Annotated in this window: 20 protein-coding genes; 12 read left to right on the top strand and 8 right to left on the bottom strand. The window is 69.1% G+C overall.

Annotated features, from left to right (window positions below; translation table 11 throughout):
* Positions 1-117: 117 nt before the first annotated feature.
* Complete coding sequence (locus ACZ3HV_RS05350) at positions 118-825, top strand: ABC transporter ATP-binding protein (RefSeq protein WP_465681151.1); 708 nt, start codon at positions 118-120, stop codon at positions 823-825.
* Entirely contained in the window at positions 822-2,159 is a 1,338-nt protein-coding gene (locus ACZ3HV_RS05345) for an LLM class flavin-dependent oxidoreductase (protein WP_465681149.1), read from the top strand. The genes ACZ3HV_RS05350 and ACZ3HV_RS05345 overlap by 4 nt, the downstream gene beginning before the upstream one ends.
* A 42-nt stretch (positions 2,160-2,201) precedes the next feature.
* Here the strand turns inward: ACZ3HV_RS05345 and ACZ3HV_RS05340 are convergent, their stop codons facing one another.
* Positions 2,202-3,179, bottom strand: coding sequence for a zinc-binding alcohol dehydrogenase family protein (locus ACZ3HV_RS05340; RefSeq protein ID WP_465681148.1), 978 nt, complete (start codon positions 3,177-3,179; stop codon positions 2,202-2,204).
* Between the two features lie 98 nt (positions 3,180-3,277).
* Between ACZ3HV_RS05340 and ACZ3HV_RS05335 the strand changes: the two genes are divergently transcribed.
* The 3 genes from ACZ3HV_RS05335 to ACZ3HV_RS05325 all read left to right on the top strand — a co-directional run bounded on the left by ACZ3HV_RS05335 (position 3,278) and on the right by ACZ3HV_RS05325 (position 5,878).
* Entirely contained in the window at positions 3,278-4,156 is an 879-nt protein-coding gene (locus tag ACZ3HV_RS05335) for a glycerophosphodiester phosphodiesterase (protein ID WP_465681147.1), read from the top strand.
* A 273-nt stretch (positions 4,157-4,429) separates the two neighbouring features.
* Positions 4,430-4,846 (top strand): ATP-binding protein, encoded by a 417-nt coding sequence (locus ACZ3HV_RS05330; RefSeq protein ID WP_465681145.1) that lies wholly within the window; start codon positions 4,430-4,432, stop codon positions 4,844-4,846.
* Positions 4,847-4,897: 51 nt separating this feature from the next.
* Positions 4,898-5,878, top strand: a complete 981-nt coding sequence (locus ACZ3HV_RS05325; RefSeq protein ID WP_465681143.1) for a DUF5926 family protein — start codon at positions 4,898-4,900, stop codon at positions 5,876-5,878.
* 267 nt (positions 5,879-6,145) lie between these two features.
* On the opposite strand, the gene ACZ3HV_RS05320 is transcribed toward ACZ3HV_RS05325, so the two are convergent.
* The gene (locus ACZ3HV_RS05320; RefSeq protein ID WP_465681142.1) at positions 6,146-7,357 is read right to left on the bottom strand and encodes an arginine deiminase; all 1,212 of its coding nucleotides are present in this window, start codon (positions 7,355-7,357) and stop codon (positions 6,146-6,148) included.
* A gap of 234 nt (positions 7,358-7,591) precedes the next feature.
* On the opposite strand from ACZ3HV_RS05320, the gene ACZ3HV_RS05315 reads away from it, so the two are divergent.
* The 3 genes from ACZ3HV_RS05315 (at position 7,592) to ACZ3HV_RS05305 (ending at position 10,613) form a co-directional block, all read left to right on the top strand.
* Positions 7,592-8,182, top strand: coding sequence for a dihydrofolate reductase family protein (locus tag ACZ3HV_RS05315; protein WP_465681140.1), 591 nt, complete (start codon positions 7,592-7,594; stop codon positions 8,180-8,182).
* A gap of 83 nt (positions 8,183-8,265) precedes the next feature.
* Positions 8,266-9,057, top strand: coding sequence for a glycosyltransferase family 2 protein (locus tag ACZ3HV_RS05310; RefSeq protein ID WP_465681138.1), 792 nt, complete (start codon positions 8,266-8,268; stop codon positions 9,055-9,057).
* Positions 9,054-10,613 carry an MptA/MptB family glycosyltransferase gene (locus tag ACZ3HV_RS05305; protein ID WP_465681136.1) on the top strand — a complete coding sequence of 520 codons (1,560 nt, stop codon included), beginning with the start codon at positions 9,054-9,056 and terminating at the stop codon, positions 10,611-10,613. The genes ACZ3HV_RS05310 and ACZ3HV_RS05305 overlap by 4 nt, the downstream gene beginning before the upstream one ends.
* Here the strand turns inward: ACZ3HV_RS05305 and larC are convergent.
* Both larC and larB read right to left on the bottom strand, forming a co-directional pair.
* Positions 10,610-11,932: a nickel pincer cofactor biosynthesis protein LarC gene (larC, locus tag ACZ3HV_RS05300; RefSeq protein ID WP_465681134.1), complete on the bottom strand. Its 1,323-nt coding sequence runs from the start codon at positions 11,930-11,932 to the stop codon at positions 10,610-10,612. The two genes, ACZ3HV_RS05305 and larC, sit on opposite strands and share 4 nt — an antisense overlap.
* Complete coding sequence (gene larB, locus ACZ3HV_RS05295) at positions 11,929-12,648, bottom strand: nickel pincer cofactor biosynthesis protein LarB (protein WP_465681132.1); 720 nt, start codon at positions 12,646-12,648, stop codon at positions 11,929-11,931. The genes larC and larB overlap by 4 nt, the downstream gene beginning before the upstream one ends.
* A gap of 111 nt (positions 12,649-12,759) precedes the next feature.
* Between larB and ACZ3HV_RS05290 the strand changes: the two genes are divergently transcribed.
* A complete protein-coding gene (locus tag ACZ3HV_RS05290) occupies positions 12,760-13,248 on the top strand; it encodes a DUF4446 family protein (protein ID WP_465681130.1) in 489 nt (162 codons plus the stop codon).
* Between the two features lie 46 nt (positions 13,249-13,294).
* On the opposite strand, the gene ACZ3HV_RS05285 is transcribed toward ACZ3HV_RS05290, so the two are convergent.
* Positions 13,295-14,854: a bifunctional phosphatase PAP2/diacylglycerol kinase family protein gene (locus ACZ3HV_RS05285; protein ID WP_465681128.1), complete on the bottom strand. Its 1,560-nt coding sequence runs from the start codon at positions 14,852-14,854 to the stop codon at positions 13,295-13,297.
* A gap of 173 nt (positions 14,855-15,027) precedes the next feature.
* Here ACZ3HV_RS05285 and serS point away from each other — a divergent pair, with 173 nt between their 5' ends.
* Positions 15,028-16,302, top strand: a complete 1,275-nt coding sequence (serS, locus tag ACZ3HV_RS05280) for a serine--tRNA ligase (protein WP_465681126.1) — start codon at positions 15,028-15,030, stop codon at positions 16,300-16,302.
* A complete protein-coding gene (locus tag ACZ3HV_RS05275; RefSeq protein ID WP_360380202.1) occupies positions 16,299-17,093 on the top strand; it encodes an HAD family hydrolase in 795 nt (264 codons plus the stop codon). Before serS ends, ACZ3HV_RS05275 begins: the two co-directional genes overlap by 4 nt.
* A 171-nt stretch (positions 17,094-17,264) precedes the next feature.
* Here ACZ3HV_RS05275 and ACZ3HV_RS05270 read toward each other — a convergent pair whose 3' ends face one another.
* Complete coding sequence (locus ACZ3HV_RS05270) at positions 17,265-17,822, bottom strand: WhiB family transcriptional regulator (protein ID WP_360380200.1); 558 nt, start codon at positions 17,820-17,822, stop codon at positions 17,265-17,267.
* A gap of 572 nt (positions 17,823-18,394) precedes the next feature.
* Between ACZ3HV_RS05270 and ACZ3HV_RS05265 the strand changes: the two genes are divergently transcribed.
* Positions 18,395-19,213 carry an HAD hydrolase family protein gene (locus tag ACZ3HV_RS05265; RefSeq protein WP_465681123.1) on the top strand — a complete coding sequence of 273 codons (819 nt, stop codon included), beginning with the start codon at positions 18,395-18,397 and terminating at the stop codon, positions 19,211-19,213.
* 5 nt (positions 19,214-19,218) lie between these two features.
* On the opposite strand, the gene ACZ3HV_RS05260 is transcribed toward ACZ3HV_RS05265, so the two are convergent.
* Together ACZ3HV_RS05260 and ACZ3HV_RS05255 are read right to left on the bottom strand one after the other, a co-directional pair.
* Positions 19,219-19,842, bottom strand: coding sequence for a bacterial proteasome activator family protein (locus ACZ3HV_RS05260; RefSeq protein ID WP_360380195.1), 624 nt, complete (start codon positions 19,840-19,842; stop codon positions 19,219-19,221).
* Between the two features lie 64 nt (positions 19,843-19,906).
* Entirely contained in the window at positions 19,907-20,437 is a 531-nt protein-coding gene (locus ACZ3HV_RS05255; protein WP_465681120.1) for a CGNR zinc finger domain-containing protein, read from the bottom strand.
* Positions 20,438-20,507 lie beyond the last annotated feature (70 nt).

The raw sequence follows: 20,507 nt of genomic DNA, 5'->3' as shown, positions 1-20,507 counted from the left end.
CGTGCTTTTGGCCGGGCCTCCGGCGCCGGCGTGGTCATGGGGCCTTGGTTCCCGGCCTTCCCTCGTCGTTCCAGTCGCTTCGCTCCCTTCACTCCTCAGTCCAGGCCGGGAGGCCCCATGACCGCGCTCATGACCGCCACCGTCCACGTGTGGGATCTGGTACGCCGGTACGACGATCGCGCCGTACTCGACGGGCTTGACCTGGATATCGCACCGGGTGAGTTCGTGGCGCTGCTGGGGAAGAGTGGATCCGGGAAGAGCACGTTGCTCCGGGCGCTGGCCGGGTTGGACTCGGATGTGGCCGGCTCCGGGAAGCTCGTCGTACCGGCCAATGTGTCCGTGGTCTTCCAGGACTCGCGGTTGTTGCCTTGGGCACGAGTGTTGGACAACGTCGTCCTCGGGCTGCCGGGTGCATTCGACCGTGGCCGGGAGAGTCTCGAGGAAGTCGGGCTCGCCGGGCGCGAGAAGGCCTGGCCGAACGAGTTGTCCGGGGGTGAGCAGCAGCGGGTCGCACTGGCGCGGTCGCTGGTGCGCGAGCCGGAGTTGCTGCTCGCGGACGAGCCGTTCGGTGCGCTGGATGCGCTGACCCGGCTGAAGATGCATGTGCTGCTGCGGAAGTTGTGCGCCGCCCACCAGCCCGCCGTACTGCTGGTGACGCATGACGTCGACGAGGCGATCGTGCTCGCCGACCGGGTGATCGTGCTCGACGAGGGCCGGCTGGTCGCTGAAGAGGTGGTCGAGCTGGGTGCGTCCCGTAGCCCGGCCGATCCAGGATTCGCCGCGGTCCGGTCGCGGCTTCTCGACGCGTTGGGAGTTTCGTTGTGAGCAAGCAGTTGCATCTGAACGCGTTCCTGATGAGCACAGGGCACCACGAGGCCTCGTGGCGGTTGCCGGAGAGCGATCCGTTCGCCAACATCTCGGTCGAGCACTACCAGGGGCTGGCCCGGACCGCGGAGCGCGGCAAGTTCGACTCGGTGTTCTTCGCGGACTCGCCGGTACTGCTCGGGGACGTCGGCCGCCGGCCGGCGGGGACGCTCGAGCCGACGGTGCTGCTGACCGCGATTGCGGCGGCGACCTCGCGGATCGGGCTGATCGCCACCGCGTCGACGACGTACAACGAGCCGTTCAACCTGGCCCGGCGGTTCGCCAGCGTGGACCACGTGAGTGGTGGGCGCGCGGGCTGGAACGTCGTGACCACGGCGGGTCCGGAGGCGGCCCGGAACTTCAATCTCGCGGATCAGCCGGCGCACGCCGAGCGGTACGAGCGGGCCGCGGAGTTCCTCGAGGTGGCATACAAGCTGTGGGACTCGTGGCAGGACGACGCGGCGGTCGCGGACAAGGCGGACGGCGTGTGGGCGGTGAACGACCGGGTGGTGCCGATCGACCATGTCGGGCGGCACTTCCAGGTGCGAGGCCCGCTGAACCTGCCGCGGTCGCCGCAGGGGCACCCGCTGATCGTGCAGGCCGGGTCGTCGGAGGACGGCAAGGGACTGGCGGCGCGGTACGCCGAGGCGGTCTTCACGGCCCAGCAGACGCTGGAGGACGCGCAGGACTTCTACCGGGATCTGAAGGCGCGGGCCGCGGCGCTCGGCCGTGATCCGTCGTCGGTGAAGATCCTGCCCGGGATCGTGCCGGTCATCGGCGGGACCGTCGAGGAGGCGCAGCGGCTCGAGCGTGAGCTGGATTCGCTGATCCGGCCGGACTACGCGCGGCTGCAGCTGGCGAAGACGCTGAAGGTCAAGCCGGAAGACCTGCCCTTCGACGAGCAGTTGCCCGCGGATCTCCCCGACGAGGACGAGATCGAGGGTGCCAAGAGCCGCTACACGCTCATCGTGACCCTGGCCCGGCGCGAGAAGCTGACCGTCGGCGAACTCATCGGCCGCCTCGGCGGTGGCCGCGGGCACCGCACCTTCACGGGTACGCCGGAACAGGTGGCGGACGCGATCCAGCACTGGTTCGAATCCGACGCGGCCGACGGCTTCAACATCATGCCGCCGGTCCTCCCGTCCGGACTGACCACGTTCGTCGACGAGGTGATCCCGATCCTCCAGGCGCGCGGTCTGTTCCGCACCGAGTACACAGGCACGACCCTGCGCGACCACTACGGCCTGGCTCGCCCGGTAGGCCGCAGCAAGGCGCTGCAGGAGGCGACCGCCTGATCCCTTGTGCCGGCCCTGTCAGGTGGCAGGGCCGGCACAGGCTCAGCTGACGCGGACGACCAGCTTCCCGACGGCTTGGCCGTCCTGCATGATCCGGTGGGCTTCGCCGATCTGATCCATCGTGAAGACCCGATCGATGCGGATCGGGAGTTTGCCGGCCGCCACCAGGTCGACGTACTGCTGGAAGGCCCCTGCGGGGAGGTCGCTGCTCTCGCCGCCGTACGCCGCCAGCCGGACGCCGTTCGGGAGATAGCCGATCGGGTAGAAGTCGGGGATCGTCCAGTTGTCGCTGAGCATTCCGGTGAAACACACCGTGCCGTGCACCGCGGTCGCCTTCAGGGTGTCCGGCAGGACATTTGTGCCGACGAGTTCGAGGGCCGCGTTCACCCCGCCGGGCAGGATTTCCCGGACCTTCTCCGCAACGTTGCCATCGTCAACGATCGGGTAGTCGACCCCGAGTTCGCGCAACACGTCGGTGCGCTGGGGATTGCGCGTCGTCGAGAACACGGTCAGCCCGTGCTCCTTCGCCAGTACGGCGGCTGCCACCCCGACGGACGACGTACCGCCGCGGACCAGCAACGTCTGCCCGGGCTCGATCGCGAGGCCGGTGTGCAGCGAACCGTGGGCCGTCTGCAGCATCTCCGGCAGCGCGCCGAGCGTGGCCCAGTCGAGGTTCGTCGTCACCGGGATGACCGACGACGCCGGTACGACGGTGTACTCGGCGTACCCGCCGTCGAACTCCCGGCCCATCCCGCCCATCATCGCCACCACCTGCCGGCCCGGCTCGAACTCGCCGCCCGGCGCTGCGTCGACGGTCCCGGCCGCCTCGATCCCTGGGATCACCGGGAACCGCGCGTTCGTCGCGAACCCCGCGCGCAGGTGGTACTCCGACCGGTTCAGGCCGAACGCCTCCACCTTGATCCGGACCCATCCGGCCACGGGCTCGGGGACGGCGACTCGTCGTACCCGCATGTCCTCCGGCGCACCCGGACCGTCCAGCACGATCGCCCGCATCTCCATGCGCCCATCTTCGCTCGGCCGGGTGATGAGAAACCGTTTTCCAACAATCGGCGTGCCTCGGTGACTTCCTCACCTGAAGGGGTGACAGAGTTGTCCATATGGGACAGAGCTTCCTTGGAAAGACGCGCCCCAGAGTGGTGGCCCACCGTGGCGCCAGCGAGATCAGTCCCGAGCACACGCTGGCGGCGTACCGCCGGGCGGTCGACGTGGGAGCCGACGGTCTCGAGTGCGACATCCGGCTCACCGCGGACGGACATCTGGTCTGCGTGCACGACCGCCGGATCGAGCGCACCTCCAACGGCCGTGGCGTGCTGTCCACAATGAGCCTCGAGGAGCTCGAGGCGTTCGACTGGGGTTCCTGGAAGACCCCGTGGGTGGATCTCGACGACGAGGCCGAGCTGCCGAGTCCCGACATGCGGAAGGTGCTGACCCTCGACACGTTGCTCTCCACCGTCCGCGATGCCGGCCGGCCCGTCGAGCTGGCGATCGAAACCAAGCACCCGACCCGGTACGCCGGTCTGGTCGAGCGCCGCCTGATCGAGGCGCTCGACCGCTTCGGCTGGGCGCATCCGAAGGTCGGCACGGAGTCCCCGGTCCGGGTGATGAGCTTCTCCTGGCTGTCGCTACGCCGGCTGCGCACGATGGCGCCGGGTCTCCGAACGGTCCTGTTGATGGACCGCGTACCGCTCCGCTTTCGCGACGGTTCGCTGCCGACCGGGGTCTCGTACGCCGGTCCCAGCCTGGAGATCGTCACCGCGCACCCGGAGTACGTCGATCGTGCGCACAAGCACGGGCACCAGGTTCATGTCTGGACCGTCAACGCCGAGGCTGACGTCCGGCACTGCCGCGACATCGGCGTCGACGCGATCATCTCCGATCGGCCCGAGGCCACGCTGAAGACCCTCGCCGAACCCGTCAAGCCGCCGGTTCCGACGGTCACCTACCCGCCCCGGCGCCGCGACCGCCGACAGTCCTAGGCGGCCGCGGAAGGAGTAGGACGCCGCCCGAGGTGACGAAGTTTGTTACACATCACGGGAGTTTTGTGTGGCGTGTGTCACGCAGTGCGGATACGTAGCGGAGTGAATGCGGGCCGTTATTGCAACGTTCATTTCTGTCGATTTCGTCTCGGTTTCTCCGCGTTTACGCGTGATCCACGGACGGCTATGTAACGGAATTACTGCAGTGGTTTTCCGGGGCCGGAAGCTGGGCAGATGTGATGGTGGCTGTACCGACCATCGAGGAGACCCTGCTTGTCCTCTGCGACCTTGCCCGCCGACGTGAGCGTTGTGGACGTCGTACTGCCGCACGACGTGTCCGCGGTAGCCGACTCCCGGCGCCGTCTGGCCGCATACCTGAAGCGCTACCGGGTCGCTGTAACCGCCTCCGACGACGCTCAGCTCGTCCTGTCCGAGCTGCTCTCGAACGCGATCCGGTACGCCCCGCCGCTTCCGGCGGGTGAGGTCCGCGCGGCCTGGTGGATCGACAAGGCCGGCATCCACGTCGAGGTGACCGACGGCCGTGGCGACACCGAACCGCAACGGATCAGCGACACCCACCCCGAGTCGATCGGTGGCCGCGGCCTGGCGATCGTCGACATCCTCACCTCGACCTGGGACGTCCGCACCGCCGCCAAGCACCGCACCGTCCACGCCATCATCCCGAACTGACCGTCGGGCGGGTTGGCCGTCGGGCGTGGTCGGCTGCCAGACTGCGGGGTTATGGGAAAGAAGTCGCGGCAGCGCGCGAAGAACACGACGACCGTCACGCTCGATCCGGCCGACCTGGTGAACGTCGGCCAGCGGGAACCATGCCCGTGTGGCTCGGGCAAGCGGTTCAAGCAGTGCCACGGCCGGGAGCGGGCGCAGGCGGCGGACACCTTCGTGGTGCGGCCGTTCGAGGGCCTGCCGTCGGAGTGTGACCTGATCGCGTTCCGCGAGATCGTCCCGTCGGGTACGGCGGAGATCGTGCTGACCGCCGACGCCGGCACGGATGCCGCGGGCAAGGTGGTCAACCTGGTCACCCTGCTGCCGATGGCGATGCCGGGCCTGGTCCGCGACGACGAGTCGATCTGGATCGGCCTGCAGACACACGCGTCGTCGGGTGACCCGAGCCGCGACCTCGGCCACGCGATCACCGCCGCGCTGCACACCGAGCCGGGCAACCCGATCCAGCTCGGCGACCTGATGAAGGAAGGTCCGCGGCTGCAGGACCTGATCGACACCTCGAAGCCGATCGAGGTGAAGGTCCACGAGGGCTTCGACTTCTGGGTCGGCGAGAATGTCGAGGACCCGACCGGCGAGGTCGCCGCGGGCCTGGAGCGCGCGAACGCGGCTGCTGCCCCGACCGTGCGGCTGGAGTCGGTCGAGGGCGCGTACTGGACGCAGATCGGCGACCGCCGTTACCTGCGCTGGGTGCTGCCGCACAGCGAGGACACCTTGCTCGACGCCCTCGCCCGCCTGCACGCCGCCGGCTCGTCCGCCCTCATCGAAGGCAGCCGCCTGATCGGCTCCTTCCGCGCCCTCGGCGTCCTGGCCCCCGTCTGGGAGCTCCCCGCCGACACCGAGGCCGCCGACGTCGAGAAGCCCGCCGCCGACTTCGCCGTGGCCCTGGACAAGGCCCTCGCCACCGAGGCCCCGCTCACCACCGAAGAACGCGCCGCCAAGGCCGGTCTCTCCAGCCGCCAGCTCACCATCCGCTGACCGCCGAGAAGCCGAACGCCCGGGTGCACAGGCACCCGGGCGTTTCGCATTCGGCCGCAGAGATCCACGGCGATGAGATGGACCCTCTGGATGGTTTACTGAGAGTGGTCTAGGCCGGGAGGCGGGGGCGCGCCTGCGACCGGACCAGATACGTGGACGGCCCAAGTCCTGCTGACGGGGGAGCAACAGGGCCTGGGCCTAGCCATGAAGAGTACTCATGATGGGTGCCCGCCACAAGCCCCGATTTCACTGCGCGTGTCGCTGGGCTCACCCGACCGGCGCGCGGAGCACCGGGCACGACATGCAGCGCGGTCCGCCACGGCCGGAGCCCAGCTCGGAACCGGAGATACGGATGACATCGATCCCGGACTCCTCCAGGCGCGCATTGGTCTCGATCGTCCGCTCGTAGGCGATGCACACGCGCGGCGCGAGCGCGAGGGTGTTGTTCCCGTCGTCCCACTGCTCGCGTTCGGCGGTGACCGGGTCCAGGCCGGTGTCGATCCGGCGCAGTGTGTCGATGCCGAGGGCCTTCGCGGCGGCCACGAGGAACGGCTCGGGCTCCGCGACGTGCAGCTGTTCGCCGTCGGTGGTGACGGCTAGCGCGCGCATCTCCTCGGCCATGTTCGGATACATCAGTACGGCGTCCACGTCGACCATCGTGCAGACCGTGTCGAGGTGCATCGTCGCGCGCTGCTGAGCGATCGGCACCGCGAGTACCGTGTGCGCCAGGTCCTTCGCGAACACCCGCCGGGCCAGCCGCTCCACGCCCGCCGGCGTCGTCCGCTCGCCGACCCCGACTGCGAGTACGCCGGGGCCGAGCGCGAGTACGTCACCGCCTTCGACGTGCTCGAGCTGGTGGCCGTAGACCTTGTCGGCACCGACGAACCGCGGATGGAACGTGTAGATCAGCTCGGTCAGCTGGGTCTCGCGCACGCGAGCCGGCATCGCGAGCGAGGTGACCGCGACCGAGTCCCGGATCCAGAGGCTGGAGTCGCGGGTGAAGAGCAGGTTCGGCAGGGGGTCGATCAGGAAGTCCTCGTGCGCCAGCAGGGACGTGACCAGCCCACCTACGCGGACTTCGTCGTTCCGTACGCCGGCCATCAGGGCCTCGGCGAGCTGAGCCGGATCGAGCTCGCCGAGCGAGGCCCGGAGGTACTCGCGCAGGGTGTCGCCGAGCCGAAGGTCCTCGGTCGCGCCGCTGACCGCTTGAGCGCGGGCCGCCGGATCGCTGAGCGCCTCGGTGAGTAGCTCGCCGAGGTACAGCACCTCGACGTCGCGATCCCGGAGCGCCTGGGCGAACGCATCGTGCTCCTCCTGAGCGCGGCCGACCCACGGGATGCCGTCGAACAGCAGCTTGTCATTGTTCCGCGGGGTGAGCCGGCGGAGCTCGTTCCCCGGCCGGTGCAGCATCACCGTCCGCAGTGGTCCGACTTCACTGTCGACGCCGTACGCCGCCCCGACTGCCTGCGCCTCGGTCATGAGCCCACCCTCTCCACGAATGCCGCATCGAGTCCGGTCTGCCAACCACGCTACGGCAGCCCACCGCCTCTCGGCAGACGTCACGCTCTCTGTCTGATTGTCCGACAATATCCCTCGGTAAGCCGGGATCGGCCACGGGGTGCGGGATATCGGCCAGGTGGCAGATGTTCCGGCGGTCGCGCGGCGGCAGGATTTCCGGTGTCAGGACGACTCGACATCGGAAGAGGTAGTGAGATGACGCGCAAGGTGACCGCCAACATCATGCTTTCGCTGGACGGCCGGGTGAACGGTGCCGGCGGGGACTACGACATGAGCTGGATCGTGCCGCACGCGATCACCGAGGCGGCGCGGGATCACATGATCCGGGTGACCGCGCCGGCCACCACGATCCTGCTGGGCCGGAAGAACTACGAGGGCTTCGGCGGCTTCTGGCCCGCGGTCGCGGACGACGAGAACGCGGCGCCGCAGGACCGGGCGGTGTCGAAGTGGATGACCGAGACGGAGAAGGTCGTCTTCTCCTCGACGCTGACCGAGGCTCCGTGGCAGAACTCGCGGATCGTCGACGCCGATCCTGCCGACGTCGTCAAGCAGCTGCGGGCCGAGGGCGGCGGCGACATCATCGTGCTGGCCAGCGTGAGCGTGATCAAGGCGCTGCTGGCCGCGGACGAGGTCGACCAGCTGAGCATCACGCTCGCGCCCGAGGTGGTCGGTGGCGGAGCGCGCCTGTTCGACGACGGTCTGCCGGGGTCGTCGTGGCGGCTGGCCGACTCGACGCCGACCGAGTCCGGCGCCATCTGCCTGCTCTTCGACCGCGTCCGCTCCTGATGGTCGTACGAAAGAACGAGATATCCACAGCAGCCGGGATCTGACGCGGTCGATCGGCTCGGAAGGAACTAGGCTGCGGTGCTGTGTCCGGTCATGATCTGCCATCCGAGCCTTATCAGCGTGCCGTCGCCTGTGTGATTCCGGCGAAGGACGAGGCGGAGCGGATCGCGGCCACCGTGGACGCGGTGCACAAGATCATCGGGGTGGACCTGGTCGTGGTCGTCGACGACGGCTCCGCGGACGGTACGGCGCAAGCCGCCGAGCGCGCCGGGGCAGTCGTCGTCCGGCACGACCGGAACCGGGGGAAGGCGGCGGCGATGGAGACCGGAGCGGCGGCGGTCGCGGAGCGCGATGGCGCCCGGCCACGGCACCTGCTGTTCCTCGACGCCGACCTGACCGACTCGGCGACGGCCGCCGCGCCGCTGATCGAGCCGGTGCAGACCGGCCAGGCCGACATGACCATCGGCACGCTGCCGGTGCAGTTGCGGCCCGACGGGTCGAAGGCCGGTGGCCACGGGTTCGTGGTCCGGCTGGCTCGAGCCGGTATCGAGGAGGCGACCGGCTGGGCTCCGGAGCAGCCGCTGTCGGGGCAGCGCTGCCTGACCCGGGCCGCGTTCGACTCCGCCGTACCGCTGGCGGCCGGGTTCGGGGTCGAGACCGCGCTGAGCATCGACCTCGGCCGCAAGGGCTTCCGCATCATCGAGGTGCCGATCGAGGTCGCGCACCGAGCGACCGGGACGGATCTGCGCGGCCAGCTTCACCGCGCGAAGCAATACCTGCACGTCCGTCGTGCCCTCGCCGCGCGCAGTGCCCTGCCCGCGGAGGGCGGCGGTCCGTCGTTGCGCAGCCTGTTCCCGCGGAAATCGTCGCAATGAGCACCAGCGAGACCACCACCGACCGGCAGTTGGGCAACCGGTACGGGCGTCGCGCAGTCGCGTTGTACCTCGCCTGTACGGCGCTGATCGTCGCGGCCGGTCTGCTCGGCCCGTCCGTCGTCGTGCTGACCCTGACCAACCGGCACGCCTGGCTGCCGTCGTACTGGTTCGACAGCAAGCCGAACGACTGGCTCGTCACGGTGATGATCTACGTCGCCATCCTGCTCGGCGGGTACGGCGTCTTCCTGGCCACCAAGGCGCTCAAGAACGGCTGGGCTCCGCGGGTCAACCGATTGATTGCCCTGGGCATCGGTACGACGGCGGCCATCACGCTGGTCCCGCCGATGGCCTCCGGCGACGTGCTGATCTACGCGGCGTACGGACGGATCATGTCGCTCGGCGGCAACCCGTACACGACCGCGCCGGCGGACACGATCCGGCTCGGCTACGACCCGGTGATCGCGGCGACCGAGCGGCCCTGGCAGGGCGCGAAGAGTGTGTACGGCCCGATCGCCACGTGGATCCAGTGGCTCGCGTCGCTGATCGGCGGCGACTCGATGCAGCTGACCGTGTGGATGCTGCAGTTGTCCGTCGCGATCAGCCTGGTCGTCACCGGACTGCTGCTGCTCAAGCTCGTCGGCCCCAACCTGCCGAACCGTCGACGCGTGATCATGCTCGGCCTGGCGAACCCGCTGATCCTGTGGACCGTCCTGGCCGGCGCGCACAACGACGCGATCGCGGTGATGTTCGCGGTGATCGCGCTGGTGCTGTTCCGGCGGCACGTGTTCTGGGCCGGCATTCTGCTCGGTGTCGCGGGCTGCACCAAGCTGTCCATCGGCCTGGTCGGTGTGGCGATGCTGTGGTCGCTGCGAGCGGATCGACGCAAGGCACTGATCTTCTGCGGCGGCGGTGCGCTGGCCATGGGCGGTCTGTACGCCGTGGTCGGGCTGCAGGCGTTCCAGCAGGCGCGTTCGCAGACGTCGTTCATCTCGACGGGTACGCCGCACAAGGTCCTGCTGAGCTTCTTCACCCTGTTCCTGCCGAACGGGCTGGTGCGGACGGTCCTGGCGATCCTCGCGTGGGTCGGCCTGATCGTGGTCGCGATCCTGCTGACGCAGGTGTTCCCGAAGTCACTGGTCCCGCAGACGCATCCGGACGACCCGACGCCGGCCGCGATCCGCTACACCGCGATCTACGCGATCGCCTGGATCCTCACCGCGATGTACTCACTGCCCTGGTACGACCTGATCGCCTGGGTCGCACTGGCCGCGGTCGCCGCGTCGAAGGTCGACGGGCTGATGGTGGTCCGGACGACGATGCTCGCGATCGCGTACGTCCCCGGCCGAGATCCGAACGCACGTCAGGTCGCCGCGAGCCTGTCCGACTCCCTCGAGTGGTTCAGCGCGCGGCTCCGCGACACGATCTGCCCGGCTGTCGAGCTCGCGGTCCTGGTCCTGCTGATCGTCTGGGCCCGTCGCGGCGGAGCACAGTGGTGGCCGTACGACTGGCCCCGCCGCAAACAGAAGACCCTTCCGCAGAAGGCCGAAGCCCGCTAACCCCAGAGGTCGTGCCCGGCCGCGATCGCCTTGGCCAGCACGGTTTTGACCGGCTTCTTCAGGGCGGCGGCCGCGGCGGCCACGTCGTCGTACTCCGGCTGCACGTTGACCACCTGACCGCCGTACCGGGCGATCTTCACGTGGATGCGCTGCCCGTCGACGTCCACTGAGGCGAACTCCCGGTCCGCGGCGTGCTTGCGGATGCCGAACTCCCGCAGGCCGATCGCAGAGGTCTCGGCCAGGATCACCGAGCGGACCAGTTCGGCCTTCGCGCTGCCGACCAGAACCGACAGGGTGTGCGCGGGGCGGCCCTTCTTCATCAGGATCGGGGTCAGCCACGCGTCGGCCGCGCCGGCCTCCATCAGCCGGGCCAGCACCTGCGGCCAGATCCGCGGATCCAGGTCATCGACATTGGTCTCGTAGACGAGTTCGGTGGACGACTGCTCGATCGACTCACCCAGCACCACGCGCACGATGTTCGGCACCTCGACCGGATCCCGCCCGCCCGCGCCCACGCCGGTCTGTTCGATCCGCATCGGCGGCAGCAGCCCGAAGTCGTCGGCGAGCGATGCAAGCAGGGCTGCTCCGGTCGGCGTCGTCATCTCGTACGCCGCTGCGCCGCCGGTGACCGGTGCTTCGGCCTCGGAGAGCAGATGCAGTACGGCCGGACCCGGGATCGGGATGCCGCCGTGCTGACCGCGCACCTGGGTACCGCCGCCGAGTGCGATCGTCGAGACGACGACCCGGTCGATGTCCAAGGACACGGAGGCCGCTGCCACGCCGACGATGTCCGCGATTGCGTCCAGGGCGCCGACCTCGTGGAAATGCACGGCATCCGGCTCGACCCCGTGAGCCGAAGCCTCCGCGCGAGCCAGGCGAGCAAACGTGTCCAAGGCCCGGTCCCGGACCGCATCGGTGAGATCGGCCGCCTCGAGGAGACGCCGGACATCAGCCCAGGCCCGGGTCGGCGGATGACCGTGCCCTCCCCCCGACCCAGCGTCCCCGTCGTGCTCGTGCCCATGCCCAGCACCGGGCTCAGCCGGCGCATGCCCGTGCCCGTGCCCGTGCCCGTGCCCATGCCCGTGTCCGTGGTCGGCGTCCGGGAAGTTTTCCGGGTGGGGCGTTCCGTTCACCTGGACGCTGGCTTTGGTGGCGGCGATCTGGTGGCGGAGGGTGTGCTCGACGGTCACGGACAGGGAAGGGTCCACAGCGGCGACGGCCGCGTTGACCACGGTCACGTCGGCGCCGGCGTCGAGGAACGCGCCGAGCAGCATGTCGCCCGAGGCCCCGGCCGAGCAGTCGATCCAGGCGATTCTCACTGGTTCTCCTTGGACTCGCGAGGAGCGGAGCGGCGGGCAACCCGGGCGGCAAAGACGCCGGCCCCGAAGCCGTTGTCGATGTTCACTACGGAGACTCCGGGCGCACACGAGTTGAGCATCGCCAGCAACGCCGCCAGCCCACCGAACGAAGCGCCGTACCCGACCGACGTCGGTACGGCGACCAGCGGTACGCCGACGAGTCCGCCGACCACACTGGGCAGCGCACCCTCCATACCGGCCACGACGATCAGGCAGTCCGCGGCGTCGAGGCGCTCACGCACGCCCATCACCCGGTGCAGCCCGGCGACACCCACGTCGGTGATCAGGTCGACGTTCGCCCCGAAGACCGTGGCCGTTGTCGCAGCCTCGGCCGCCACCGGGGCGTCCGACGTACCGGCCGCGACCACGGCGACCGTCCCACGCAGTACGGGCGCCGCACCGAGCACCGCCGTACGCCCGACCGGATCGACCACCGCGGACGGCAGCGCCGCGGCGACAGCCTCCTGAGCCTCCTCCGTCAGCCGGGTGGCCAGCACGGCGTGACCGGGGTGGGTTGCGTGCAGCGTGCGCAGCAGTTCGACCACCTGAGTCGGCGTCTTGCCGGCGCCGTAGACCACCTCGGCGTCGCCGGTCCGCTCGAGCCGATCGGTGTCGAGACGTGCATATCCCAGGTTGTGGACACCCGGCTGAGGACGTTGATCAGGCAAATGAGTCACGTCGAGAATCTACGTGGCCTGGGACGATGCCACGTCGCGTGGTCCAAACATGCACTCTTCGCAGTCGCCTGAATACTCAGGCATAAAGGCCCATGCCTTAGGCTGCGGTGCGTGTCTTCGTCGTTAGCCGGTGCATTTGGAATTGCCGCTCTGTTCGTGGCGGTGCTCGCCCTGGTGTTCGCCATTCAGGCCTTGCGGGCTCATGCCGGCACGTCCAAGTCGGCCGGTGTTGCGCCGAGTCCGGCGCCTGAGCCGGAGCCTCAGCAGCCGGAGGCCAAGCCCGGCACGGTCCGGTCCGAGCTGCGCAAGCTCGGCAAGGAGATCGAGGTCACCCGCGGGGAACTGCGCCAGACGCTGCAGCACCTGGCCGTGGTCCGGTACGACGCGTTCGGGGATACCGGCGGGAAGTTGTCGTGGTCGATGGCGCTGCTGGACGACCAGGGCGACGGGGTCGTGCTGACGTCGATCAACAGCCGGGCCGATGCGAGGACGTACGCCAAGGAGGTCAGGGCGTTCGCGAGCGAGGCCAAGCTGTCGCCGGAAGAGGAGGAAGCCATAGAGACCCTCCGGAAAGAATCCGAGCAAAAACCCCCCAACTGAACTGCGCTCTCCGGGCGCGGGGTGGGGTGGGGCTCGCAACGCCGGGTTAGCGGCGTTTGGGGACTCGGGCGGTGAGGGCGCCGGGCTCGATTTCCGCGGTGAGGAAGCGACCTGGACCGATCGGGTCCCCGTCCAGCTGCCGTTGGACGTCGACCGCCGCGACGATCTCGACCTTGCGCCCGGTGAACCGCTCCAGGTACATGTCCTTGCGGTTCGTCCGCGTCATCAGCCGCCAGACGACGATCGGCCACTGCGTCACCCGGCGCGGAGCGATCACCACGACATCGAGCAGCCCGTCGTCGGGCCGCGCGTCCGGCAGCAGCGGGATGTTCGCCTGCAGCATGCCGACGTTGCCGACCACGACCGTACGGACCCGCCGCTCGATCGGCGCCCCGTCGTCCAGCGCGAGCCGCACCCGGACCGACGGGTGGTTGATGTTCTTGGCCGCCGACACCAGGTACGCCGTCCAGCCGATCTGCGCCTTCAGGTGCGGCGGCGCGTCCGAGATGATCGCGGCGTCCAGCCCGAGCCCGGCCATCACCGCGAACCGGTCCGTGTCCAGCTCGTCACCGCGCACGCTGACCAGGTCGATCCGCCGGTCCCGGCCGTCCAGGATCCGCTCCAGCGCGTCGTCCAGGTCGAGCGGGATGTGCAGGTTCCGGGCCAGCAGGTTGCCGGTGCCGGCCGGGATCACCCCGACCGGGATCCCGGTGTATGCCAGCGCCGCGCAGACCACGCGGACCGTACCGTCACCGCCGGCGACCAGCACCAGATCCGACTCGTTCTCGATCGCCTGCTTGGCCATCGCGTTCCCGGCGTCGTCCACCCGGGTCTCCAGCCACAGCGGGTCGTCGTACCCGCGGACCGCCAGCGCCCGGGTCACCTTCCGCCGGAACGCCACCCCGTCGCCGACCTTGATCGGGTTCACGATCACGGCCGCCCGCGGCGGGATCGTCGTACCGTCGCTCTCCGCCGGCGTACGGCGTCGCCGCCGGCGCAGCCCGGGACGGAGACCGAAGCCGATCGACGTCGCGGTCAGGATCGCCAGGCCGAGCGCCCACCCGCCGAGCACGTCGGACAGGTAGTGCACGTTCAGCGCGATCCGGTCGGCCGACGCGATCCACACCACCGCGATCGCCGGCAGCATCACCAGCAGGCGGAACCGGCGCCGCCAGCCGCGGACCGACGGCAGCACGACGCCCAGCGCGCCGGCCATCACGAATGCGGCGGTCGCATGGCTCGAGACGTACGACCAGCCGACGGCGTCGACCAGCGCCTGGGGCGGCCGGGGCCGCTCGAAGATGTACTTGACCGCCTGGACCAGGCCCAGCTCCGCGCCCGCGGTCACCAGCAGCCAGAACGTCAGCACCCGGGCCCGACGCTGCCAGAGGTACGCCGCCACGACGACGACTACTGTCCGTGAGGTCCACGGCAGGACCACCGCGCCGACGACCTGCCAGAAGTCGATCACGCTCTCGTGGGTGGCGCCGTACGCCGCGGCCCGGGCCGCGACGGACTGGTCCCAGCGCTCGAGCGGCGGCCAGTGTTCGAAGACCAGCACGGTGATCACGATGAACGGCAGCGCACCCAGGACGACCGTGAGCACACGGCCGACCGAACTGGGTGGATGGTGGTTCATGACCCGCTCAGATCCCCCTCGATGATCGCGTGCAGTAAGTGCTTCATCGAGAGTCGCTGGCACATCTACTCTCGATGAAGCACACCACATCATCCCGAATAGACTTCGCCGTCTGTGACACGCCCCGATACCCTCGTCGTGTGATTGACGCGAAACTGCTCCGTGAGAACCCCGATGTCGTGCGCTCGGCCCTGACCAAGCGCGGTGAGAGTGCGGACCTGGTCGACCAGATCCTGGTGGCCGACAGTGAGCGTCGATCGTCCCTCTCCGCCTTCGAGTCGCTCCGGGCCGAGCAGAAGACGCTCGGTAAGCAGGTCGCCCAGGCCAAGGGCGACGAGCGCACCGCGCTGCTGGACCGGACCAAGACCCTGGCCGCCGAGGTGAAGGCGAACGAGGCCGCCGCGAACGAGGCCGGGAACCGCTTCGACGAGCTCGCCCGCGCACTGCCGAACCTGGTCTCCGACGAGGCCCCGGTCGGGGGCGAGGACGACTTCGTCGTGGTCGAGGAGGTCGGCAAGCCGCGGGACTTCGCCGCCGAGGGCTTCGAGCCGCGCGACCACCTCGAGCTGGGCGAGCTGCTCGGCGCGATCGACATGGAGCGCGGCGCGAAGATCAGCGGCTCGCGGTTCTACTTCCTCAAGGGCGCCGGCATGCTGCTCCAGCTCGGCATGCTGCAGCTGGCCATCCAGCAGGCGGTCGAGTACGGCTTCACCCCGATGATCACCCCGACGCTGGTCAAGCCCGAGGTGATGGGTGGCACCGGCTACCTGTCGGCACACGACGACGTGTACAGGCTGGCCGACCCGGATCTCTACCTGGTCGGCACCTCGGAGGTGTCGCTGGCCGGGTACCACATGGACGAGATCCTCGACCTGGGAGAAGGCCCGATCCGGTACGCCGGCTGGTCGTCCTGCTACCGCAAGGAAGCTGGGTCGCACGGGAAGGACACCCGCGGGATCATCCGCGTCCACCAGTTCGACAAGGTCGAGATGTTCTCCTACTGCAGCCTGGACGAGGCCGCCGCCGAGCACCAGCGGCTGCTCGGCTGGGAGAAGGAGATGCTCGACAAGATGGAGCTGTGCTACCGGGTGATCGACACCGCGACGGGTGACCTCGGCATCTCGGCGTACCGGAAGTTCGACTGCGAGGCGTGGGTGCCGACGCAGGGCCGGTACCGGGAGCTGACCTCGACGTCGAACTGCACCGACTTCCAGGCCCGCCGGCTGAACATCCGGCACCGCGACGCCGACGGCAAGACCCAGCCGGTCGCGACGCTGAACGGGACGCTGGCCACCACCCGCTGGATCGTCGCCATCCTGGAGACGCACCAACTGGCCGACGGCTCGGTCCGGGTCCCGACCGCCCTCCGCCCGTACCTGGGCGGCCGCGAGATCCTCGAACCGGTTGGCCGATGACGGACGGCCCGCGGCCGACGGCCGTTGCCCTGGACATCGATGGAACGCTGATCGACCACGACGAGGGGCTGTCGCCCGCGGTCGTCGACGCGGTACGGCGTACTGCCGCGCAGGTGCCGGTGATCCTGGCGACCGGCCGGGCCTGGTCGACCACGAAACCGGTGGCCGAGCGGTTCGGCCTGCCGGCCGGCGGATTCGTTGTCTGCAGCAACGGCGCGCGCACGCTGCGGTTCCCGGACGGGAAGGTCGTGGACGAGCGGACGTTCGATCCGACCACGGTGATCGCCTCCGTGCGCAAGTACGCCCCGAACGCCCGGATGGCGGTCGAGGAGTACGACGGCAGCTACCTGGTCACCAAGCCGTTCCCGGACGGCGATCTCGGCACCGGAGCGACGATCCGGGTGGTCAGCGACGACGAGCTCGCACCGGAGCCCGTGACCCGGTTGATCATCCGGGACCCGGAGCAGTCCGAGGCCGACTTCGTCCGCCTGGCGGAACGCCTCGGCCTGCACGGCGTGAGCTACTTCGTCGGGTGGACCGCGTGGCTCGACATCGCCCCCGAGGGTGTGGACAAGTCGACCGGGCTGAAGGTCGCGCTGGCTCAGTACGACCTGGACCCGTCCGGCCTGGTCGCGATCGGTGACGGCCGCAACGACATCGAGATGCTGACGTACGCCGGTCGCGGGATCGCGATGGGGACGTCGCCGGACGAGGTCAAGGCCGCCGCCGACGAGGTGACCAAGTCGGTCCAGGACGACGGCGTCGCCGCCGTCCTCAACCGCTGGTTCTGATTCCTGACGGTTGTCAAGAGCAAGCGAAAGGCCCGGAACCCCTGTCTGTACAGGGATTCCGGGCCCTCGTTGCTCCTTCATCTCTTTTCTTCTCCGCTGTCGAGCGCAAAGCTCGAGAGTGAAGAAGAGAGGAGGGGTGTCCGATAGTCCGCTGGCGGGCCGAGTATCGGATCAGGCGACCCGGCTGCTGCCGGTCCGGCGTGGCTGGAGCTGCTGGTGGTCGATCACGGTGTCGAACGCGTCGAGTACGGCGTTGACCTCCGGGCGCGGCCGCGGCGTCTTGGCCGCCGGGCTCTGTCCGCGGCGGGCGCGGCGCAGGTGACGCTTCACCGTGGACAGCGAGCATCCCAGTCGCATCGCCAGGGACTCCAGGCTGTCGTTGGGGTACTGCGTACGCAGCCGCAGCACTTCCTCGTGGCTGACCGGCCGGCGGGTGCCACGGGCACCGGCGAGCTGGTCGAAGTCGTCGGCCTGGACCTCGACATCGAGCAGGTTGCGGATCGAACGCCGTTGCACCGCGGTGGTTCCGGCGACGAAGCCGCTCACGTCGTGCTCCGCGACGGCGCTGTACAGGCAGTCGGTGAACAGCGGGCACGCAGCGCACAACGTTTTCGCGTCACGCACCAGTTGCTCGTACCGCTCCCGGGTGCGACGGGTGGCGGACGCGGGCGGCGGCTCTTCCATCAGGCGGTGCTGGAAAATGTCCGAGCGGGCGATGCAGCCGGTCATTGCCCCTTCCCTGTTGGAAGATGTGTCGACAGCCACTCGGGAGCTATTGCCCCCTGGCCCCGCTAGATTGGCGCTGTTGACGGTCATCAATGGCTCCCCAAGTATCAGGACCCGCGTGAACGAACGGTGAAACGACGTTCGGTCCTACAGATCCACTAGCTGATGGACCGGCGAACTGTTGCCGGACCCACCGTGTCGTCCCGGGCGCGGGACGCACCGATCCATAACTGTTGACGCCGCTGCCGCGGTTTTGGTTGCAGCCAACTCCGCAACGGTTTGGTGGCGTTTGTGTCTTGTTCAGGGTTGGTGGGGCAGTATCAGTCGCGCTGATCCAGAACAGGCTTACGACGCGGCCGAATCGCCCCCGGTTCCCCGCCAGACCAACGCATGAAATCACGCGCAAACCGGGCTGCGCAGGGGAACTTGCTGCCTTTGCAGCATCCTGCCGTAACGGTCTGATGACGTTGTCAAAAGCTCAATCAGATAAGTCAGAAACGTCTGAAACCGACGTCGGATGGCTTGCGCCGGACGTGCCGACAGGAGTAGTGGAACCCGGAGGATACGGTGGCCGCGTGACCGCCACCGACAGCCCTCGTCCACCCCGCCTGATCGGCACCGATCTCGACGGAACGCTGGTCCGCAGCGACGGAACGGTGTCGGCGCGCACCCGCGCGGCGGTCCTCGCGGCCCAGCACGCCGGAAGTGTTTTCGTGATGGTCACCGCCCGGCCACCTCGCTGGCTGCACGACCTGTCCGACCTGGTCGGTGATCACGGTGTCGCAATAGTTGCCAACGGCGCCATTCTGTACGACGTCGTGCGCCGCAAGGCGATCCGGACCCGGTTGATCGACCCGGCGGTCGCCCTCGAGGTCGCGCAGGCGATCCGCGCGGAGATTCCCGACGTGGAGTTCGCGATCGAGCGATCGGACCGCTACGGACAGGAACCGAACTACCTCAACCGGTGGCCGAGGCCCGACAACACGCTGGTCGCGGCCATCGACGTACTGCTCTCCGAGCCGGCTGCCAAGCTGCTCGTCCGCCACCCCAGCTGGCATTCCGACGAACTGCTGGCCCGCATCGGTCCGGTCGTCGGCGATCGGGTGACCGCGAGTCACAGCGGTGGTCACAGTTTGGTGGAGATCTCCGCGAGTGGTGTCTCCAAGGCCGCGATGCTGGCCGATTTCGCTGCGGACCAAGGGATTTCGGCGGCCGAGACGATCGCGTTCGGTGACTCGGTCAACGATCTGCCCATGCTGGCCTGGGCGGGTACGTCGTACGGCGTGGCCAACGCGCATCCCGACGTACTGGCCGTGGTCGACGTGGTGTGCCCGGCAAACGACGAGGACGGCGTCGCCGCCGTCCTCGAAGTGTTGTTTCAGCCTTTGAATTAAGGGATCTACAGGTACATCCCGCCGCTGCCGGGGCCGTCGGTGTTGCCGGCCTGCGGCGCACCGGGGAAACCGGGGACGCCCTCCTCGGCCGGCACCTGCTGGCCACCGGGGAGTGCGCGGCGCATCTGCTCCAGCTGCTGGCGCGCCGCCATCTGCTGGGCGAACAGCGCGGTCTGGATGCCGTGGAACAAGCCCTCCAGCCAGCCCACCAGCTGGGCCTGCGCGATCCGCAGCTCGGCCTCGGTCGGCGTGGTGTCGTCGGTGAAGTCGAGGCTGAGCCGTTCCAGCTCCTCGACCAGCTCGGGCGCAAGGCCGCTCTCGAGCTCCTTGATGGACGCCTCGTGGATCGCCTTCAGCCGTTGCCGCGAGGCTTCGTCGAGCGGAGCGGACTTCACCTCCTCGAGCAGGTTGCGGATCATGTTGGCCACCCGCATCACCTTGGCCGGCTGCTCGACCAGTTCGGTCACCGATCGCGGTTCGTCCTGCTCGTCGTGCTCGTCCCGATCACGCTCGGAGCGCGGCGGCCCCTCGACGGCCATTCCGTCCGGCCCGACGATCAGCACCTTGCCGTCCTCGGTCCGCGCACCGGCCATCGGAATTTCCTGGCTCTCGCTGCTGCTCTCGGTCATTTGCCCATCCTAGATCTGCTTCTGGATCCGCTGTCCGCACCCCGAACGGTCGCCTGTGGACAACTCAGGACGCCTTCGCGCGATGCCGCCGGACCGCGTCCCGGTTCGCGCAGGCGGGGCTGCAGTACCGCTGCCGGCCGGTGCGCGACAGGTCGGCGTACACGGTGTCGCAGCCCGCCGCCGCACAGCGCCCGAGCCTGGTGATGCCACGGCCCGCCAGGTGCAGCGCCGTACCGGTGCTGATCAGCGTCGTGACCAGCCGGCCGACCGGCACTCTGTCCGGCCGGTAGTGCATGTGCCAGCCGTCGCCGGCGTGGTTGGTGAGGCGTGGATGCTCGGTGTACTTGGCCAGCATCGCGTTGATCAGGTCGACCCGCGTCCGCTCATCGGTCGCGTCCACGACCGCGAGCCACTCGTCGAGAGCGACTCGCACTGCCGCCAGGTCCGCCGCGGTGACGCGGCGCTCGCGGACCAGGCGGCTCTCGACGCCACTTTCCTCGCACCGCTCGGCCAGCTCCTCGGGGGTGGTCGCCGGCCGGGTGACCAGATTGACCGCGAGCAGGACCGCGTCCGCGCCGTAAGGGTTGAGATGCATAATGCCATTACATCACGATGGACACATGACAGCCGGAGACGAAGTTCATCGGCACCGCTGGAACGCGGTG

The sequence above is a fragment of the Kribbella sp. NPDC020701 genome (assembly GCF_055562215.1).
This window is presented reverse-complemented; position numbering and strand designations above follow the sequence as displayed.

Bases quoted from the DNA above. Each gene is read 5' to 3' on its own strand.
- ACZ3HV_RS05350 (WP_465681151.1), top strand. From the start codon at position 118: ATGACCGCGCTCATGACCGCCACCGTCCACGTGTGGGATCTGGTACGC.
- ACZ3HV_RS05340 (WP_465681148.1), bottom strand. From the start codon at position 3,179: ATGGAGATGCGGGCGATCGTGCTGGACGGTCCGGGTGCGCCGGAGGAC.
- ACZ3HV_RS05335 (WP_465681147.1), top strand. From the start codon at position 3,278: ATGGGACAGAGCTTCCTTGGAAAGACGCGCCCCAGAGTGGTGGCCCAC.
- ACZ3HV_RS05325 (WP_465681143.1), top strand. From the start codon at position 4,898: ATGGGAAAGAAGTCGCGGCAGCGCGCGAAGAACACGACGACCGTCACG.
- ACZ3HV_RS05320 (WP_465681142.1), bottom strand. From the start codon at position 7,357: ATGACCGAGGCGCAGGCAGTCGGGGCGGCGTACGGCGTCGACAGTGAA.
- ACZ3HV_RS05315 (WP_465681140.1), top strand. From the start codon at position 7,592: ATGACGCGCAAGGTGACCGCCAACATCATGCTTTCGCTGGACGGCCGG.
- ACZ3HV_RS05305 (WP_465681136.1), top strand. From the start codon at position 9,054: ATGAGCACCAGCGAGACCACCACCGACCGGCAGTTGGGCAACCGGTAC.
- ACZ3HV_RS05275 (WP_360380202.1), top strand. From the start codon at position 16,299: ATGACGGACGGCCCGCGGCCGACGGCCGTTGCCCTGGACATCGATGGA.
- ACZ3HV_RS05270 (WP_360380200.1), bottom strand. From the start codon at position 17,822: ATGACCGGCTGCATCGCCCGCTCGGACATTTTCCAGCACCGCCTGATG.
- ACZ3HV_RS05260 (WP_360380195.1), bottom strand. From the start codon at position 19,842: ATGACCGAGAGCAGCAGCGAGAGCCAGGAAATTCCGATGGCCGGTGCG.
- ACZ3HV_RS05255 (WP_465681120.1), bottom strand. From the start codon at position 20,437: ATGCATCTCAACCCTTACGGCGCGGACGCGGTCCTGCTCGCGGTCAAT.